Source organism: Flavobacterium sp. Sr18 (assembly GCF_011064265.1).
Classification (GTDB): domain Bacteria; phylum Bacteroidota; class Bacteroidia; order Flavobacteriales; family Flavobacteriaceae; genus Flavobacterium; species Flavobacterium petrolei.
Genome location: NZ_CP049329.1, coordinates 3,277,056 through 3,296,686 on the forward strand (window position 1 = coordinate 3,277,056; position 19,631 = coordinate 3,296,686).

The 19,631-nt window shown below is 35.6% G+C and carries 17 protein-coding genes; 5 read left to right on the forward strand and 12 right to left on the reverse strand.

The genetic code is table 11. From position 1 onward, the window contains the following. Positions 1–11: 11 nt before the first annotated feature. Positions 12–2,180 carry a PAS domain-containing hybrid sensor histidine kinase/response regulator gene (locus G7A72_RS14595; protein ID WP_165152988.1) on the forward strand — a complete coding sequence of 723 codons (2,169 nt, stop codon included), beginning with the start codon at positions 12–14 and terminating at the stop codon, positions 2,178–2,180. Between the two features lie 94 nt (positions 2,181–2,274). On the opposite strand, the gene G7A72_RS14600 is transcribed toward G7A72_RS14595, so the two are convergent. The 7 genes from G7A72_RS14600 to G7A72_RS14630 all read right to left on the reverse strand — a co-directional run bounded on the left by G7A72_RS14600 (position 2,275) and on the right by G7A72_RS14630 (position 7,187). Then, complete coding sequence (locus G7A72_RS14600; RefSeq protein WP_113666096.1) at positions 2,275–3,006, reverse strand: TIGR00730 family Rossman fold protein; 732 nt, start codon at positions 3,004–3,006, stop codon at positions 2,275–2,277. Between the two features lie 150 nt (positions 3,007–3,156). Next, positions 3,157–3,459: a thioredoxin gene (trxA, locus tag G7A72_RS14605; RefSeq protein WP_113635503.1), complete on the reverse strand. Its 303-nt coding sequence runs from the start codon at positions 3,457–3,459 to the stop codon at positions 3,157–3,159. Positions 3,460–3,461: 2 nt separating this feature from the next. Then, positions 3,462–3,659, reverse strand: coding sequence for a hypothetical protein (locus G7A72_RS14610; RefSeq protein WP_165152989.1), 198 nt, complete (start codon positions 3,657–3,659; stop codon positions 3,462–3,464). Between the two features lie 318 nt (positions 3,660–3,977). Further along, on the reverse strand, positions 3,978–4,601 hold the full coding sequence (locus tag G7A72_RS14615; protein ID WP_165152990.1) for a methyltransferase domain-containing protein: 624 nt from the start codon (positions 4,599–4,601) through the stop codon (positions 3,978–3,980). Between the two features lies 1 nt (position 4,602). Next, positions 4,603–4,806, reverse strand: coding sequence for a DUF2892 domain-containing protein (locus tag G7A72_RS14620; RefSeq protein ID WP_113666094.1), 204 nt, complete (start codon positions 4,804–4,806; stop codon positions 4,603–4,605). A gap of 24 nt (positions 4,807–4,830) precedes the next feature. Further along, positions 4,831–6,246 carry a rhodanese-like domain-containing protein gene (locus G7A72_RS14625; protein WP_165152991.1) on the reverse strand — a complete coding sequence of 472 codons (1,416 nt, stop codon included), beginning with the start codon at positions 6,244–6,246 and terminating at the stop codon, positions 4,831–4,833. Between the two features lie 314 nt (positions 6,247–6,560). After that, on the reverse strand, positions 6,561–7,187 hold the full coding sequence (locus tag G7A72_RS14630) for a Crp/Fnr family transcriptional regulator (RefSeq protein ID WP_165152992.1): 627 nt from the start codon (positions 7,185–7,187) through the stop codon (positions 6,561–6,563). A 281-nt stretch (positions 7,188–7,468) separates the two neighbouring features. Between G7A72_RS14630 and G7A72_RS14635 the strand changes: the two genes are divergently transcribed. Both G7A72_RS14635 and G7A72_RS14640 read left to right on the forward strand, forming a co-directional pair. After that, positions 7,469–7,780, forward strand: coding sequence for a rhodanese-like domain-containing protein (locus G7A72_RS14635; RefSeq protein WP_113666092.1), 312 nt, complete (start codon positions 7,469–7,471; stop codon positions 7,778–7,780). 60 nt (positions 7,781–7,840) lie between these two features. Beyond that, positions 7,841–9,421, forward strand: a complete 1,581-nt coding sequence (locus G7A72_RS14640; protein WP_165152993.1) for an NADP-dependent glyceraldehyde-3-phosphate dehydrogenase — start codon at positions 7,841–7,843, stop codon at positions 9,419–9,421. Positions 9,422–9,579: 158 nt separating this feature from the next. On the opposite strand, the gene katG is transcribed toward G7A72_RS14640, so the two are convergent. Next, a complete protein-coding gene (katG, locus tag G7A72_RS14645) occupies positions 9,580–11,829 on the reverse strand; it encodes a catalase/peroxidase HPI (RefSeq protein WP_165152994.1) in 2,250 nt (749 codons plus the stop codon). Positions 11,830–12,202: 373 nt separating this feature from the next. On the opposite strand from katG, the gene G7A72_RS14650 reads away from it, so the two are divergent. Together G7A72_RS14650 and G7A72_RS14655 are read left to right on the forward strand one after the other, a co-directional pair. Beyond that, entirely contained in the window at positions 12,203–12,646 is a 444-nt protein-coding gene (locus tag G7A72_RS14650) for a tellurite resistance TerB family protein (protein ID WP_165152995.1), read from the forward strand. Between the two features lie 221 nt (positions 12,647–12,867). Next, the gene (locus G7A72_RS14655) at positions 12,868–14,448 is read left to right on the forward strand and encodes a GMC oxidoreductase (protein WP_165152996.1); all 1,581 of its coding nucleotides are present in this window, start codon (positions 12,868–12,870) and stop codon (positions 14,446–14,448) included. A gap of 370 nt (positions 14,449–14,818) precedes the next feature. Here G7A72_RS14655 and G7A72_RS14660 read toward each other — a convergent pair whose 3' ends face one another. The 4 genes from G7A72_RS14660 to G7A72_RS14675 all read right to left on the reverse strand — a co-directional run bounded on the left by G7A72_RS14660 (position 14,819) and on the right by G7A72_RS14675 (position 19,618). Continuing rightward, complete coding sequence (locus G7A72_RS14660; RefSeq protein WP_165152997.1) at positions 14,819–16,249, reverse strand: OprD family outer membrane porin; 1,431 nt, start codon at positions 16,247–16,249, stop codon at positions 14,819–14,821. A 135-nt stretch (positions 16,250–16,384) separates the two neighbouring features. Continuing rightward, positions 16,385–18,079, reverse strand: a complete 1,695-nt coding sequence (locus G7A72_RS14665) for a bifunctional UDP-sugar hydrolase/5'-nucleotidase (RefSeq protein ID WP_165152998.1) — start codon at positions 18,077–18,079, stop codon at positions 16,385–16,387. 91 nt (positions 18,080–18,170) lie between these two features. Next, the gene (locus G7A72_RS14670; RefSeq protein ID WP_165152999.1) at positions 18,171–18,596 is read right to left on the reverse strand and encodes a DsrE family protein; all 426 of its coding nucleotides are present in this window, start codon (positions 18,594–18,596) and stop codon (positions 18,171–18,173) included. A gap of 17 nt (positions 18,597–18,613) precedes the next feature. Further along, positions 18,614–19,618, reverse strand: a complete 1,005-nt coding sequence (locus G7A72_RS14675; protein ID WP_165153000.1) for a c-type cytochrome — start codon at positions 19,616–19,618, stop codon at positions 18,614–18,616. Positions 19,619–19,631: the final 13 nt, after the last annotated feature.

Below are 19,631 nucleotides of genomic sequence, written 5' to 3' on the forward strand. Positions count from 1 at the left end.
AAGGTGTACTTATGGAAAATATCGAAAATAAAACCGAAGCCCGCGTCATTATCAGACAAAAAGCAGAAGAATTACATCGCAGTAAAGAATCTAAATACAGTTCTAAACTTTCAGAAGTCGATACTCTGAAGCTTATTCATGAATTAGAAGTTCATCAGATTGAGCTTGAAATGCAAAAAGAAGAATTGATGCTTGCCAAAGAGGAAGCTGAAAGTGTTAGGCAAAAATATGCTGAATTATATGAATTTGCGCCTACTGGCTACTTTACATTGACAAGTTCAGGAACAGTTGTCGAACTGAATCTCGCCGGTTCACAATTGCTGCGCAAAGAAAGATCTAAATTGGTAAATAGTCAATTTGGTTTCTTTATTTCGAATGCGACGAAGCCGGTTTTTAATCAATTCTTAGAGGCTGTTTTTCAGTCTACTGTAAAAGAATGTTGCGAAGTTGAATTGTTTTTGGATGAAAATACTCCAGTAAATGTTTATTTGACAGGAATCGTTTTAGAGTATAAAGAGCATGCGCTAATTACGATATTAGATATCACCCAGCTGAAAGAAACTGAATCTGCTTTACGAGAAAGTGAAGAGCGGTATCGCGATTTATTAAGCAATCTGGATGTTGGAATAATTGTACACAATAAAGATACTGCGATCATTTATTCGAATCCAAAAGCCTCCGAATTGATGGGTTTGAGTGAGGCACAAATAAAAGAAGAGGATGTTGCCCATCCAATTTGGAAATTTGTAAAAGAGGATTATAAGTCATTAGCACCAGAAAATTTTCCAGTCAATCAAATTATTCACACAAAAAGACCAATTAATAATTTTATTGTTGGAATTATTAAAACAGATAGCACAGAATTGAGATGGTTCTTAGTAAATGGTTTTCCTGTTTTTAATATCAGCGATGAAATTGAGGAGGTAGTGATTAGTTTCATCGAAATAACAGAATTAAAAAAACTGGAAATCGAACTTATAAAAGCCAAAGAACAAGCCGAAGCAGCGAACAAAGCAAAATCCAGTTTTTTGACCAACATGAGTCACGAAATTCGTACGCCTTTGAACGGAATTATTGGTTTTACTGATTTATTAATGAGAACCAATCTGGACGAAAACCAGAAGGAATACATGAATACCGTTCATGAATCAGCAAATATATTAATTGAAATCATCAATAATATTTTAGATTTTTCGAAAATTGAATCCGGAAAATTAGAATTAAATATTGAGGAAATCAACCTTGTTGAACTGGCGCATCATGTTGTTGATATGTTTAAATACCAAGCGGAATTAAAGGGAATAGATTTGATTCTAAATAGTAAGGAGTCTGTCCCTAATTTTGTTTTTGCTGATTCCGTACGCTTGAAACAAATTTTAGTGAATTTAATTGGAAACGCATTAAAATTCACAACTGCAGGATTTGTACGATTGGATATAAGCAGTGAAATAATTGCCGGAGGGGAGAATCGCTGTCTTTTAAATTTTTCTGTTAAGGATAGCGGCATTGGAATAAAACAGGAAAATCAAGAAAAAGTATTCCAATCTTTTATTCAGGAAGATTGTTCTATCATGCGCAAATTTGGCGGTACGGGACTTGGATTGGCCATTTCAAATCAACTTTTAGGTTTGATGAATAGTGAACTAAAACTGAAAAGTAAATTTGGGCAGGGAAGTGAGTTTTATTTTGAGGTTGAATTAGATAGTTCACTTCAGGAAAATTCCTCCGATGTAAATGAAATAACAGTCACAATTGAAGATACAACGATTGTTCCCGATAATTTCTCAGACAAAAAAATATTAGTGGTCGAGGACAATCGAATCAATATGCTTTTGGTAAAAACATTACTCAAATCGATACTTCCGGGATGCACTATTCTTGAAGCATCTGATGGTAAAAAAGCAATTAAAATGTACAAAAAAGAGAAGCTCGATTTGATCTTGATGGACATTCAGATGCCACATAAAAATGGATATCAAACAACTGCCGAAATCAAACATTTAAAAAAATACAACAATATTCCTATTATTGCTTTGACGGCTGGAATTATGTTAGGAGAAAAAGAAAAATGTTTGGAGTCCGGTATGGACGATTATGTTTCAAAACCAATTATCAGATGCAATTTAGAAGAGATTTTGTATAAATGGTTAAAAAATAAAACATTAAGCGATAATAATTGATTAAAACAAAGAACTTCTTGGACTTAATTAACAATAAACGCTCTTGTTTTTAGTAGAAATTTTCAATGAAAAAAAAACGCAAATTAGCTTTATTTCAACCAAGTAACCATAAGGATTTATATTTATGTTTTTTTAAACCAAATTTTTTGATAGCATGTTTTTTGAGGTGTTCCATCACTTCTTCTACGGAATCAGTCACGAATAAAAGCTTCATGTCTTCAGGGCTGATGCTTTCATTGTCAGCCATTTTTTGAATGTGATGACACAATTCCTGATGATAAACGGAGTCGAAAATAACAATTGGGAAATCGCTGATTATTTTATTTTGAATTAAAGTCAGTGCTTCAAATAATTCATCTAAAGTCCCAATTCCTCCCGGCATTACCACAAAAGCATAGGAATATTTGATCAGAATTACTTTTCTCACAAAGAAATAGGGAATGTATATCCATTTATGAAGATAAGGATTTGGTTTCTGTTCCACAGGAAGGACAATATTACAACCTACCGAATAACCTCCGGCTTCGTAAGCTCCTTTATTGGCGGCTTCCATCAATCCTGGGCCTCCGCCTGTCATTACTGTAAATCCTAATTTTGCTATTTCAGAACCAATGCGTTCAGCGCTTTTATAATGTGCTGTTTGCGGTCCAAAACGTGCCGACCCAAAAACGGTAACACAAGGTCCGATAAAATGCATTTTCTGAAAAGCTCTGATGAAGTTATAGAGCACTTTAAAAATGAAGAAAAGGTTTTTAAAACGAGTCAATGGACCTCTTACAAACAAAGATTCGGATTTAGAAAGTCTATATTTACGAGGGTTTTCCATAGATTACTAAGATAGGAAAAATAACAGTCGAGATTTATTTTTCCAACTTAATAAATGTATGAATCTTCAAAAATAGAAATGAGTTATATTTCAATTTTTCCTAGATTTTCAGTATAAGTAAACTCAAAAAAAATATTTTTAAAGCAATCATTATTGATTGCTTTTTTCTAAAATAGTTTTAATGATTTCTTCCTTTGTCAACACGCCGGACTGTCTCCACAACTGTTTTCCGTTTTGAAATAAAATCATTGTAGGAACGCCACGAACTTGATATTGACTGGAGATTTGCTGGTTTTTGTCCACATCAATTTTAATGATGGAAACGCGATCTCCCAAGCTGTCTTTTACTTCTTTCAAAATGGGGCCAAGCATTTTACATGGGCCGCACCACGTGGCAAAAAAGTCAATTAAAACTGGTTTTTCGGATTGTATAATAGTATCAAAATTACTCATCGTTATTGTTTTTTAGTGTTAGGAATATTACAACCGTTTGCGCCACAACCAAAATTAAAAATTACCTGAATGAAGAAAAATAGTCCAAAACCTATGAACATCCATTCTTTTAGAATATAGGCTTGTGCAAATAAAAATAAGGCAAACACTAGGCGAACCCAGCGCATAATATGCCAATTTGTGAATAGTAATGTTTTCATGTTTTTTAAAGGGAATTTAGTTTTTCATGATTGTTTTATCATAAAGAACCATATATTTCGTTTAATTTTAACCACATAGAAACATAGATTTTTAATATTTAGGAAGGCGTTTCACTTTTTTAAAGAAACCTTAGCTATGTGAATCCATAAATTAGGCTATATGACTCTTTTTTCTATGTTTCTATGTGTTTCAATTTAAGATTAATTGATTTTATTGACTACATCCCACGTTTTAAATTACTATTAAAACAGAGGAACCAAAAAAAGAGGATTTATGAGGACTTTAAAAACCGATCTTTTCATTCTCATTCCTTAGTTTTATGTTAAACTTTTCTTTTTCAATTCGATAAATAATTCTGAATTCGCTCTTGGTGCAATAGAATTGTCACACAAATCCATTTTTATAAAATAAAAAACAGCTGAAAACAGCTTTTCATATTCTTCTTTGCTTCCGCCAAAAGGAGGTCCGGATTCAAACGTTCTATTGAATAGTAATCCTGCTAAAATTCCTTCTTCAGCCAAAAGTTGGTGCATTTTCCAAACGTATTTTTGACGCATCGTTGGTGGTAAAGCACAGAAAAAAGTCTGCTCAATAATCAAATCGTATTTTCCTTGATGTTCAAAGAAATCTCCCAAGACAATCTGAATGTTAGGATTATTTTTGAATTTTTCTTTTAAAACGGCAACTGGTGTCGGCGCAATATCGATAACGGTAATATTTGTAAATCCTTGCTCCAGAAGATATTCTGCTTCATAACTGTTGCCACAACCAGGAATCAAAATACGGCTGTTTTTATCAGCAACCGTATCCACATACGCTTGTATTGGCGGTGATACTTGGCCTAAATCCCAACCGGTGGTTTTGGCTTTGTATTGCGCCTCCCAATAAGCAGCGTCAAGCGGTTTATCACAAGAAGTATCAGAACATTTTAACTCGGACATGTTATATTTTTTTTCGGGTTGAAATTCCAAACGGGGAGTACAATGGGCAAAAACTGATAAAACTGGTGATTATAAAAATAACTGCAAATGCTCCTAAAACAAGTGCAAGTGTACCGCTGATAGTATTGGTAAAATACAATATCGCAATAAGTATTGCTATAGCGATGCGGATAATTTTGTCTGTTGAACCCATGTTTTTTTTCATTGTATACTTTATTTAGTAATTAATTTATTTTAACACTTTACTTTGGCAAACGAAATCCGTTTTAAGAACATCTGTTTTTGCAATAGCATTAAAACCGCCTTCAATTTCGGTGAAATTTCTAAAACCACGCGCTTCCAGAATTGAAGCTGCAATCATACTGCGGTATCCGCCGGCGCAATGCAAGTAAAAATGTTCTTTGGGATTAATATCTTTTATCCATTCATTAATAGCCGTTAATGGCTTGCTGTAGGATTCCTCAACATGCTCAGCGCAGTATTCACTTTCTTTACGAATATCAATTATTTTGCTTTCGCCAATTTTCACTTCCTTGGCAAATTGTTCAGCTGAAATTCTATTTACAGTATCGATCTCTTTTCCGGCTTTTGCCCAAGCATCAAAACCGCCTGCTAAATGTCCAATCAAGTTGTCAAAACCTACACGGCTCAAGCGTGTAACAGTTTCTTCTTCCTGACCCACTTCACAAATAATCAGAATAGGTTGTTTCACATCAGCAATTAATGCGCCTACCCAAGGAGCAAAATCACCATCGATCCCAATATTTACAGATTGCGGAATAAAACCTTTGGCAAATTCTCCGTTTTTTCGAGTGTCTAATAGTAAAGCTCCGGTTTCTTCGGCAGCCACTTCAAATTCTGAAGGAGAAAGAGCACGCATTCCTAAATCCAAGACATTCTCAAAACTATCGTATCCTTTTTTGTTCATGGCCACGTTCATACCAAAATAAGCTGGCGGTGGCAATAAACCTTCGGTCACTTCTTGTACAAATTCGGCTTCTGTCATATTGGCGCGCAACGCATAATTAGTGGCTTTTTGGTCACCAATGGTCGAAACGGTTTCCTTACTCATGTTTTTTCCGCAGGCACTTCCTGCACCGTGAGCCGGATAAACAATGACATCATCTGCCAACGTCATAATTTTTGTTCGTAAAGAATGGAATAGGGTAGCGGCCAATTGTTCTTGCGTCATGTGTGCCGCTTTTTGAGCTAAATCCGGTCTTCCCACATCACCAATAAACAAAGTGTCACCAGAGAAAATAGCATGATCTTTTCCGTTTTCGTCAATCAATAAAAAAGTGGAACTTTCCATGGTATGTCCCGGAGTGTGCAATACTTTTATTTTGATGTTTCCAATGCTGAATTCCTGTCCGTCTTTTGCAGAAATGCAATCAAATTCACAGGTAGCATTTGGACCATAAACGATAGGAGCACCAGTTTGACGACTCAAATCGACATGGCCGGAAACGAAATCAGCGTGGAAATGAGTTTCGAAAATGTATTTCAATTTTACGCCGTCTCTTTCCAATCGATCCAAATACGGTTGAGTTTCGCGTAACGGGTCAATAATGGCTGCTTCACCATTTGAAGTAATGTAGTAAGCACCTTGTGCTAAACATCCGGTATATATTTGTTCTATTTGCATGATTGCGTTTTTTAAATTTATAGTACAAATGTACTTCTGTTTTTTAGGATAAACAGTGACAATTGTTACATTGCTTTTATTTTGGAACCAAAAAATAAGTTGATTGATTGATTTTTTCTATTTTGAAAATAATCCTAAAAAAACAATACTAAAGATAATCAAAAATGAAGCTTAGTGATTATTTTACAAAGTGAATTTTTTATAAATTAAAATTTAAAGTATTGGTATTCAGATTTAAAATAGTAGTTTTTGAATAATTCACCCAAAAAAATCGGCATGTATAAAAATGGATTTTCTCGATGAATAGATAGAATTTATTTTAAAAGTTCAATGTTATTGCGATGCAAAGCAACGATGCCGCGTTGTTCCATTTTTTTTAACAAACGGGAAATTACTTCTCTTGAGGTATTCAGTTCAGAGGCAATTTCCTGATGGGAAAGTTTTAATTCTTTACAACCGCAAACATCGGCATGGCGTTTCAAATAAAATTCCAATCGTTCGTCCATGGCTCTAAAAGCGATACTGTCAATGACTTCCAGCACTTCTTCAAAACGACTTCTGTATGTATCGATAACAAATTCATACCAACTGCGGTGTTGCATCATCCATTTATCCATCAAAGGTAATGGCACCATAATCAACTCGACATCTTCAACAACTTTGGCCATGATTTGGCTTTTTTCATTTTTGGTAGCGCAAATCATAGAAATGGCGCAGGCTTGTCCGGGTTGCAAATAATACATAAAAAACTCACCGCCGTTTTCATCTTCACGATATACCTTTATTTTTCCACTGATTACCAGTACCGTATTTTTGATGTACTGTCCGGTTCGCATGATGATATCGCCAGCTTTGAAAGATTGAATGGAAGCATTGGCATCAACATCTTTTACTAATTCAGTAGAGAAGGAAGGAAATATTTTCTTTATCGGATCAGGCATTTTAGTTTTTTTCTAAGTTTTATAATGTAAAAGTAGTGTAAAAACTCAAAAAAACAGAGTGATTTTGCGACTATAAATCGTAGCAAGTACTTGATTTACGGATTAGTATTGTTGCATTGTCTATGGATTTAATAGACTGTTTTTCGTAAAATAAAAGTCTAATTTATAGTTTATTGACAGTTAATGTTTTGCGAAAACGATTTCTAAAGATTATTATCTAATTAACAATTGATGCATTTATTGTTCGGTAAAAACATTGTATTTTTACAAAAAACACTATTATGAATTTAACACAAGAAGATTGGGTTTCACAGTTTGAAGCTGATGAAAACGCAGTGATTTTAGACGTGAGAACCGAAGACGAATTTAATGAAGGGTTTATAGCTAATGCCATCAATATCGATATTCACAGAGGGCAGGATTTTGTAAATGAAATTGAAGCTTTGGACAAAAGTAAAAATTATTATGTGTATTGTCGCTCCGGAATGCGAAGCGCAAAAGCCTGTGAAATAATGAATCAGCTGGGTTTTGAAAATGCTTATAATCTTATTGGCGGCATTACAGAGTGGGAAGGCGAAGTCGTAGAACCATAAAACAGAAAGAGGCAACCACTTTTTTTATGGATTAAAATTATAAATTTAACATCCTTTAGTATGAATATAATACCAGAAGAATTTCAGATTACAACATTATTAAATCAAGATACGTATTTAGTGGACGGCGAATTGAAAAAATGGGAAGGTCAGACAACCGCTGTTTTTTCGACGATTTCATCAACGGAGGAATATGGTCCAACAATATTAGGTTCAATTCCATTTATGGGCGAAACCGAAGCGATGGAAGCTGTCAATGCGGCTAGTGTTGCGTACAATAACGGTCAGGGATTATGGCCTACGATGAAAGTTTCTGATCGTATCAAATGTATGACGAATTTTGTCACTCAAATGAAAGCGACGCGCAGCGAAGTCGTTAAGTTTTTGATGTGGGAAATTGGTAAATCACTCGGCGATTCCGAAAAAGAATTTGATAGGACCGTAGAATATATTTATGACACCATTGAAGATTATAAATTATTAGACCGAAATAGTTCTCGTTTTACCAAAAGTCAAGGCGTTAATGCCATGGTGCGTCGCGGACCTTTAGGAGTTGTTTTGTGTCTTGGACCATACAATTATCCATTGAACGAAACCTTTGCGCTGTTGATTCCGGCATTGATTATGGGGAATACCGTTATTTTCAAACCTGCTAAACACGGTGTATTATTAATTTCACCTTTGTTAGAAGCTTTTAGAAGCAGTTTTCCAAAAGGAGCCATCAATATCGTTTACGGTAGAGGGCGTGAGGTTGCTTCGCCAATAATGAAGTCTGGAAAAGTCGATATTTTGGCTTTGATAGGAAACAGTAAATCAGCGATTGCTTTGCAGGATCAGCATCCAAATAAAAACAGATTGCGTTTGATATTAGGTTTAGAAGCTAAGAATCCAGCAATTATTTTACCGGATGCCGATTTAGATTTGGCTATTCAAGAATGCATTGCAGGAACGCTTTCATTCAACGGGCAGCGCTGTACAGCATTGAAAATTTTATATGTTCATGAAACGATTGCAGATGAATTCAACAGGCGTTTTGCTGCCAAAGTAGATTCGCTTGTTTTTGGAAATCCATGGGACCAATCAGTAATGCTGACTCCGTTACCAGAAAAAGAAAAACCGGCTTACATTCAGGAATTAATTGATGATGCGGTCAAAAAAGGCGCAACAATCATTAATGAAAAAGGAGGAAATCATACTCCAAATTATATTTTTCCTGCAGTTTTGTTTCCAATAAATAAAGAAATGCGAGTGTATCACGAAGAGCAATTTGGTCCCGTAATACCAGTTCTGACTTTTAAAGACATTCAAGAGCCATTGAACGACATGGCGGAGTCAAATTACGGGCAACAAGTGAGTTTATTTGGTAGAGACATCAAAACTATTGCGCCGCTTATTGATACTTTAGTGAATTTAGTTTGCAGAGTAAACTTAAACAGTTCTTGCCAAAGAGGGCCAGATGTATATCCGTTTACTGGACGTAAAGATTCAGCTGTAGGAACGTTGAGTATTCATGATGCCTTGCGTTCGTTCTCGATCAGAACTTTTGTAGCTTCGAAAGACAATGACTATAATAATGCTATTTTACAAGAATTATTAAATAGCAAAGAATCTAATTTCGTTAATACAGATTACACAATGTAAAATTTATTTTAATTAGAAAAGTAAAGCCATCTCGTTTTTTTTCGAGATGGCTTTTTTTATGGAGTTGAGGTTGGTGAGGTGATTTTATATAACCTACAAAAAACAAAAAAGGTGATCTGTTACCAGACCACCTTTTTAAACAAATTATAAATCTAAAATTAAACTAAATCGAAACGGTCTAGGTTCATTACCTTAGTCCATGCTGCAATGAAGTCTTTTACAAATTTTTCTTGAGCATCTGCACAACCGTATACTTCAGCGATGGCTCTAAGTTCTGAGTTAGATCCAAAAATAAGATCTACACGAGTACCAACCCATTTGATTGCACCGGTTTTACGATCAGTTCCCACAAAAGCATCATCAGATTCTGAAAGGGCTTTCCAAGTAGTGCCTAAATCCAATAAATTCACAAAGAAATCATTAGTCAATGCACTTGGACGTTTTGTAAATATTCCACTTTGAGACTGATCAAAGTTCATGTTCAAAGCACGAAGTCCACCTACTAGAACGGTCATTTCCGGCGCTGATAAGTTTAATAATTGCGCTTTGTCAATCAACATTTCTTCAGCTGATACCGTATATTTTGTTTTCACATAATTACGGAAACCATCAGCCTGAGGTTCAAGAACTGCAAATGATTCTACATCTGTTTGTTCTTGTGACGCATCCGTTCTTCCTGGAGTAAAAGGTACATTTACTTCAAAATTAGCATTTTTAGCAGCTTGTTCAATCCCGGCGCTACCACCTAAAACAATTAAATCCGCAATGGAAACTTGCTTACCGCCAAAGTTTGCGCTATTGAACTCTTTTTGGATGTTCTCAAGCGTTGCTAATACTTTCTCTAATTGAGAAGGATTATTCACTTTCCAGTCTTTCTGCGGTTCTAAACGAATACGAGCACCATTTGCACCACCACGTTTATCAGATCCACGGAACGTAGATGCCGATGCCCAAGCAGTAGAAACTAATTCGGATACAGACAATCCAGAAGCAAGAATGGAAACTTTTAGTGTAGCAATATCATGTTCATCAATTAACGGATTGGTTACTGCTGGAACTGGATCTTGCCAGATTAGTTCTTCACTAGGAACTTCTGGTCCCAAATAACGTGCTTTTGGTCCCATATCTCTGTGGGTCAGTTTGAACCAAGCTCTTGCGAATGCATCATTAAATTCGGCTGGATTTTCAAAAAAGTGTCTTGAAATTTTCTCGTATACCGGATCTACTCTTAAAGATAAATCAGTAGTCAACATAAAAGGTTGGTGACTTCTTGAAGGATCATGTGCGTCTGGAACAGTACCAGCACCTGCGTCTCCTACTGGTTTCCATTGGTGGGCACCAGCTGGACTTTTGGTCAATTCCCATTCGAAACCAAATAAGTTTTCGAAATAGTTATTGCTCCATTTTGTTGGGGTAGTTGTCCATGCACCTTCAAGACCACTGGTAATTGTATCTTCGGCATTACCTTTTCCATAACTGTTTTTCCAACCTTTACTTTGCTCTTCGATACCTGCTCCTGCAGGTTCTGAACCAACGTATTTATTTGGGTCAGCAGCACCATGTGTTTTCCCCAATGTGTGTCCTCCGGCAATAAGGGCAACAGTTTCTTCATCATTCATTGCCATACGGGCAAAAGTCTCCCGAATATCACGGGCTGCCAATAGCGGATCAGGATTTCCGTCTGGACCTTCTGGATTTACATATATAAGTCCCATTTGCACTGCTGCTAAAGGATTTTCAAGCTCACGATCACCTGAGTAACGGCTATTTGGAGTGTTACTAAGTGCTAACCATTCGCGTTCAGAACCCCAATAAATATCTTCAGCTGGTTCCCAAACATCGGCGCGACCACCGGCGAAACCAAATGTTTCTAATCCAGCCGACTCAAGGCCACAGTTACCGGTTAGAATCATTAAATCGGCCCAAGAGATTTTCTTACCGTATTTTTGTTTAATTGGCCATAATAATAACCTTGCCTTATCTAAATTTGCATTATCTGGCCAGCTGTTCAAGGGTGCAAAACGTTGCGTTCCAAAACCTGCTCCACCACGACCATCAGCAATTCGATACGTTCCTGCACTGTGCCAAGCCATTCGAATAAAGAACGGGCCATAATGACCATAATCTGCCGGCCACCATTCCTGAGAGGTAGTCATCATTTCGAATATATCTCTTTTCAAAGCGTCTAAATCCAATGATTTAAATTCTTCAGCATAATCAAAACTTTCTCCCATCGGATTGGATAGGGAAGAATGTTGGCGTAAAATGTTTAATTTCAACTGGTTTGGCCACCAGTCGCGGTTACTTGGACCGGCACCCGCACTTTGCTTTGGAGCAACTGCACCAGAAAATGGGCATTTGCTTTCTCCATTGACATTGTAGGATGTTGGGTTTGTGTTATTTTCCATAGTATAATTATTTTTTATTTTCTTAAAGCGAATTTACCACAAAGAATCCTTACCTGATTTGATTTTTAATAGATAAAATTTATAATGGTAATTGTCTTTGAATATGCTAAATTTAATGAATTTATAGTAATAACGCCTCTTTTTAATAGCTTTATAGTGTTATAGTTGTATTAAATTTACGGATTGCCAACCGAAACCTCTAGGTGCTGCGTTATCTCTGAAATATTTTTAAATTTACTGAAATTATAATTATTTTTCCGGACCTCAATTTTTAAAATCTGCAATTAATTTATAAATGTTAAATCATAATGTATTACTAAAACCTAGCAAATATCATGATTGTTAGCACTAACTTTAACCAAAAATAAAAAACATGAATCCATTTGAAAATAATAATAGTAGTCAAAATACGGTAAATTCTGAGTTTGAAGCTTGGGTTGGCATTTTATACTCTTGTATTTCTGCCGATAATCAAATTACTGACTCGGAAACGGCAACATTATCTAGAGTTTTGTCTTCAAAACAGAAATTTATCGGAATTGATATTGCACCTCTTTACAGAAAAGCATTTAATGTACGAGCGGAACTAGGACAATTAAAATATATTTCGGCTTGTTCCGAATGGATTAAAGGAGAAGATAAAGAAACCGTATTTGCTCTTGCATTGGAAGTTTTACTCGCGGACGGAACATTGGAAAAAGAAGAAAAAAACGTAATTGAAGTTTTATCCAATCAATTAGAAATTGAGAAAGAGATGACCAGCAAAATAATTGAAGTCATTTTCTTGAAAAATAAAGGTAATATTAAAGGAATATAAGTGGCTAACTCAAAATGTAGTCCTACTTCGTAGCGTAAATTAAATGGGTTTAATTTTGATTATAAAAAAGAAGAGTATTTCAAATCTGAAATGCTCTTCTTTTTTTGTTTTGGAGAAACAAAAAGTTGATTTTTATTGTCAAAATAATCGTTGCGCACCTTTTACTATGCATGCATATTATTCAAAATAATTACTTATTTTTGGGATATAACATAAAAAAGATGCAATACGATTTTGATTACATAATAATAGGAAGCGGATTTGGAGGTTCAGTCAGTGCTTTACGACTTTCTGAAAAAGGATATAAAGTTTTAGTAATTGAAAAAGGCAAATGGTACAAATCGGAAGATTTTGCCAAAACCAATTGGAATCTCAGAAAATGGTTGTGGATGCCTTCGTTGCGTTTCTTTGGTATCATGAAAATGAGTATTTTCAGGCATATTGTAATTATATCGGGAACGGGAGTTGGCGGCGGTTCGCTCGTGTATGGGAATACTTTACCTATACCAAAATCGGCATTTTTTAAATCAGGAAGTTGGAGCGAATTAGAAGATTGGGAAACCGAGTTGAAACCATTTTATCAAAAAGCACTCACCATGCTTGGTGCATCCAGAAATCCCAGATTGTTTGACGGTGATCTTGCATTGAAGGAATTGGCAAAAGAAATAGGGAAAGAAGATCAATTTGAACATCCTGATGTTGCAGTTTTCTTTGGAAAAGAAGGGGTGAACGTAAAGGATCCCTATTTTGAGGGAAAAGGTCCTGAAAGAGCTGGATGTAATTTTTGTGGAGGTTGCATGACGGGTTGCAGACATAATGCTAAAAATACACTTGATAAAAATTATTTGTATTTGGCACAAAATCACGGAGCTGAAATCCTTGCCGAAAATGAGGTTTATGATGTTTTACCAATTGACAATAAAGACGGGGCTATAGGTTATAAAGTTGCTGTAAAATCCAGCACAAAATTTTTTGGATCCAAAAAAGAATTTACTTCAAAAGGAGTAATTTTTTCGGGAGGAGTTTTGGGAACTATTAAATTACTGCTCAAACTAAAGACGAAATCACTTCCGTTATTGTCCGATAAATTGGGTGCTGATATACGAACCAATAATGAAACACTAATCAGTGTTTCCTCTTTGGATAAAACTAAAAATTTATCAAAAGGAGTGGCTATCGGCAGTCTGCTGCACACGGATGATAACAGTCATTTGGAAATCGTGAGGTATTCTGAAGGATCTGGTTTCTGGAAATTGCTTCATTTGCCTTTGTCTAATGGTAAAAACGCGTTGGCACGAATGGCAAACATGATGCAGCAAATTGTAAAATATCCTTTATCTTACTTTAAAATTTATTGGGTAAACAGTTGGTCAAAAAGCACTACTGTTTTATTATTCATGCAATCAATAGACAGTACTTTAAAATTCAAAAACAATTTTTTTGGAGGAATGTCATCGACAATAGGTACCGGATTAAAACCTTCCGCTTATATTCCGGAGTCTATTGCATTAACAGAGAAGTATAGTAAAATAATCAATGGGAAAGCAACTTCATTTGTTTTGGAATCCGTAGCAGGAATCCCGTCAACTGCTCATGTATTGGGTGGTGCTGTGATGGGGAAAGACCGTTCTGAGGGAGTAATTGATAAAAATAATGAAGTTTTTGGTTATCAAAATATGTTGATCATTGACGGTTCCATGATATCTGCAAATCCTGGAGTTAATCCATCGCTTTCCATCACAGCAATCGCTGAACGTGCGATGGATCAGATTCCTGTGGTTGCTGAAAGAAGGGATTTTTGAATTTTCATGCTAAATTGATGAATTATAAATAAGTCGCTGTTATTTTTTACTTCTAAATATCCTATTCTTAAATTAATTACCTACTTTAGAGTGCTTAACCAAGTGCATAATTTTATTTTAATTCAGGACTTAATTTGTCCTTAAAAACAATTCGATTATCAAAAAGAAAATCAAAATAGCGAAGGAAAGTATTCATGAGAGACTACATCGGGAACCTTTAATCACACATCCTCGATTGAAGTTTATTCCTAATATTGTGCTGAATCTGATTAGCTTTTTTATCACATTTGCAGTGGTAGGAACGCTATTGTATTTGTTGTTGAATTATTTGATAATGAAATTTTATCATTTGGAATAGAAAAGGAGTGTCTCAAAAATTGAAATTGAGTATGAAATTAATATTGCTCATGTTGGTTTTATTGAAAATATAATTTTTATTCCCGTAATTTTCTCCCACATTGAACTTGTGTACATACAATAATTGTGCGTCAAAACCTTTTAACATCCCTTGAAATTGGTAGCGAACATCAGCATTGGTCTGCACATAAGAAGGCAAACCGTATTTATTTAATGCAACGTTTTTTACATCCGGTAAATCAAAATATCCTACTGCGAGATTCGATTTGAATGTCTTTTTAGGATTCGTATATTGTATTTTGGTCATGACGGCATGTACATCTCCAAACCCTTCATTCCGTTCTCTAGGCATAAAGGTGTAAAACGGGTCTCGTCCCCATTCGCGAGGCATTAAATACCTTCCTTTGGCAGTTATTCGGTTGTAATTTAAACTCAATTCTATTTTTTTATTTTGCCAGCCTAATCTTCCTCCAAAAGTTTGAGAATTACCGTTTTTTTCAAAATAGGTTTTGCTGGGATCTTTATTCCCTCCAAAATTCAGGGCGTATTGGTAGACTGTCTGAAAACCGAAAAGTAACTTTGAGTTGGGATTTAAATCGTATCTATAGTCCATTTGAAACAATGCCGAATTGAATATGTTTTCTGCATACTGATTCCATAAAAGTGTTTTTAGATTCTTTATGGATTCATTTTGTATCCCAACAATATAAATTCCATTACTGTCTAAATTTCCTGCATAACCGGATTTTGTTCCATCAGGATTCACACCAGTTGGATTTATTCCTATGGATTCTCCGACTTCAAAATATTTCAGTGTGCTTCGTGGTGAAATTCCGTAGAGATAGCCCAAATTAATTTTAGTTTTTTTGATTTCATTAAAATCTACCCAAATTCCGTTTACTTCCGTTGGACGCATTCTGCCGTCTTGCAGGTTTATAAAGGACGTATTGAGCAGTTGTTTTCCGAGAGTTATAGTCGAATTTTGATAATTGTATTTTAAATATAACTCTTCTAACCGACTTAGATTGTCTTTGTTTGATGGGTTTTGAATGTCAAAAAGTGCCACTTCATAGCGATTGGACGCATTAGTAATGGGATCTTTTTGAGTAAAATTAGAAGAACCAATGTTGAAAATGTAATAACCGCTCACGCCAAATTGAAAGTCATGAAATTTGGCCGTTTCAAATTTTACGCCTCCGCCAACAGCATTAGCATAATAATTAGATAAACCACTTTCGTTGTTAGTCGCCATAAAAAAATAACGAAAATGACCACTGAAGTTTCCGTTTTTGAAAGCATGTAAAATCGATGTGGAATCAATTTTTTCATCGCTTTTTTCTTTCCAAACATCCGGTTTTTCTGAGATTTCCTGATGTTGTGCTTTGGTATCTATGGTAAAAAGTAGGGAAGCAAGTAAATAAATTACAACGAAAAATTTTTTCATTTTTGAACGTTTAGATTTGCAACAAAAATAATCTTAACCATCTAAATGGGAAGTAACTTTTATCACATTGACCCAAAAAAAGCCGAATGTTTTAGGCATTCGACTTTATTAATTTTTGACTTTCCTGCTTTATATTTATCTAAAAGTGTAATCGACTCCAGTAACTTGGGATAACAGCGTCTCTGGAGCATCCAGAATTATCGCATTTTTTTGAGGAGTAGGCGTAACAGGAGAATTTTGTTTTAAATAATCTTTCATCACTGAATGTAAAGTTGCATTAGTGTTTTTGGCATCCATCACGCCTTTCATTCTGCAAAGCATGTCTACAGGATCGCCGTCGCGTTCACAGGCCATTATGGAATACATTTTTTCGGGATCTAATGGTATATTTTTCACGGTTATACTTTGTACTCTTTTATCCATTTCTGCAAAAGCATTAAAGCGCACTTCCATTCCCTTGAATTTTACAACCCAGCCACCAAAACGTTTTGAAGCATCTTCGGCAAAAACATTATTTAATTCTTTTTCTAGCCAGTTTTTCAGTTGCTTTCCGGTTACTTTTGCAGTTCGCACAGTACTGTCAACGGGTAACATATCAAAAATAAATCCGTGTGTGATGGGAATATTTCCAGTTTGATCCGGAGTTGTTTTTGGTGGACAAAAGCGAAATCCATTCGAAAGATTAATGTCTATATCTGGAAATTTCCAGTGTAAAGCATTTAAAATCATCGTGTCAATTGGATTTTCTACCACAAAATAGCGGTATAAAGGAATCGTGCTGTAACCAATAACCTGATTAATTTTTTCTTTATAAATAGACTCTTTTTCTATTAATAATTTTTCAATTGCAGCATCCGGTTTTATTTCTGGCGAATCAACTTCCAGCAGTTCATAGTTGTCTTCAATCACTTTTCCGTTTAAAATTGTCAAATCTAATTTCCCAATAAACGAACCGAAAGCTCCCGGTTCCACTACTTTTGAATATTTACATATTATAGGTTTTCGAACTCTTTCGTGCGTGTCGCCTCCTAAAATATAATTGACACCTTCACATTCCGGTCGGTTTGCCAATGCTATTTGTTGTGACAAACCCAAATGTGCAATTATGATCACATAACTGCATTGTTCTTGATTTCTAAGCACATCCACATAATGAGCCAAATTTTCTTCGGGATTGGTATATAAAATTCCTTTGCTGTAATTTGGACTTTGTCGCAAGGGCACCAAAGGATCGGTGTAGCCTAGAAAACCAATTTTTGCTCCTGCAATATGCCAAATTGTATAGGGTTGAAAAATAAGTTCGCCTCGTTTTCCGTCGCCTAAATCGTGGTACATATTCGTACAGATTTTTGGCGCATCCAGCGAACCCATTAAGGTTTGCATTTTTCTTTTTCCGTAAATTACTTCCCAATTTCCCGGAAGATACAAGTCGTAATTCAACGCATTTAAAATGGGAACAAAAGCTTCACCGGTAGTTTCGACGCTTAACTCGCTGCCCTGAAACATATCGCCAGTATCAATAATATAGGTATTTGGGTTTTTCTTTTTTAGCTTTTTTAGCATTGTTGCCATATAAGCATAACCGCCCGTTTTTCTATAAACAACTTTGTCGTTTTCCCAAAATAATTCGTCGTTAGGATGAATTTGGCAATGTACATCGGTAGTTTGAAGAATAGAAATTGTTTGAGGTTTGCTTTGGTCGATTGCGGCATCTAAGTTTATTTCTTCCGTCTGAGTTGTATTTGCAATAGCGGAAATAGGCGAAATAATCGCCGCTCCCAGACCTAAAGTCGTCACTGATTTAAGGAAATCTCTTCGGTTATTGCTCATGGTTTTAGTTTTTTAGATTTATAGCAAATTTTACAGCAAAAACTACGGTTAAATTGTGTCGCTAGATGCAAAAAATAGTTATATTCCTATTTTAGAATCCGCCTTTGATGTACGTCCAGCCTTGTTCTTGCTTTTCTACAATTTCGGCAATTCCCACAGGTACATATTCTACTTCCGAAATGATTTGGTCTTTAGATACTTTTTGACTTTTCATTGTATTTTCGCACACTAAAAAGCGAACACCTTTAGCTCGAAGTTCTTTTATCGCGTCAATTTGCTTTGATTTTGCAGACATTACAAATGGTAAACCCATGCTGTGAATCACTACTTCGTATTTTGCATTAGGCCAATGCGTTGTTAAGTTTTTTAATTGGTTTACAATTGCTTTTTGTTGTAAAGTGTCAACAGCATTGGTAAACTGGAACACAATTTTGTGGTTATTCGGTTTTTTTTGAGCGAATGCAGCAATTGAAATCATGCTAAATACAAGAATAAATGAAAGCGTGAGGTTTTTCATAATTTGGTTTTAAGTCGTTAATTTTCTTTTTTCTTTTTTGCTTCTTTAATAGGTTTGAAAGGTCCGAATTTATGTTGCATTTCCGTAAACGAATCTGAAAAAGGCCCAAAAGGATGATCCACCGGTTTTTTCGAAATATCGGGCCAATCTTGCCTTAAATCTTTCGATGGTCTGTCCAGACTTTCCACATAAGCCGCAATATCCCACGATTCTTCATCTGATAATTGAGGATTTTCATAGGTGGCACCCAATGGCATATTGTATTTGATGTAACCCGCAAACCGACTGATTCTAAAAAGTCCTGCACCGCTATTATATGAACTCTTGCCCCAAAGTGGCGGATACGTATATTCTTTTTTATCAGCTGCTAAAATCCCCTCACCATTCACTTGATGACAACTCGCACATTTGGCATTATATAATGCTTTTCCTTTGGCAGGATCAGCAGCGCGATCTAAATATTCCAAATCATAGATTCCTGAGGCATTTGCTTCTTTGCCTTTTGGGACATTACTACCAATGTATTCGATATATGCTATCATGGCCTTCATTTCTCTGTCGTCTTTTTTGAGTGGCAGGCCGTTCAAGCTTCTTTCCATACAATCGTTGACTCTTTTGTAAAGATTTTCTACCTGTCCGCTTCGCGCTCTCATCTTTGGATACATAGAATAGACGGAACCATAATTGTTTCCCCAAGGTTTTGTACCTGCATCCAGATGGCAATTGTTGCAATTCATCCCATTCGTGATTTGTTTCACACTGCCATTTGGACCCAAATATTTTGCCGTATGCATAATTAAATCTTTGCCATATTCGACTTCTTGTTTTAAAGAGGCATCTGCAATCAAATTGAGATCAGCAGGCTTCCAGAATTTTGCTGTTTCATTTTGTACCATCACTTTTTTCTTAGCATCGATATAAAGAGAATCGAGGTTTGAATCACTATTTTGAAACCAAGAGGTGATGGATGAATTGAAAAACACAACCAAGAACAACCCCATGACTAAGAAAATAATAGTCATAAAGAGATAAATC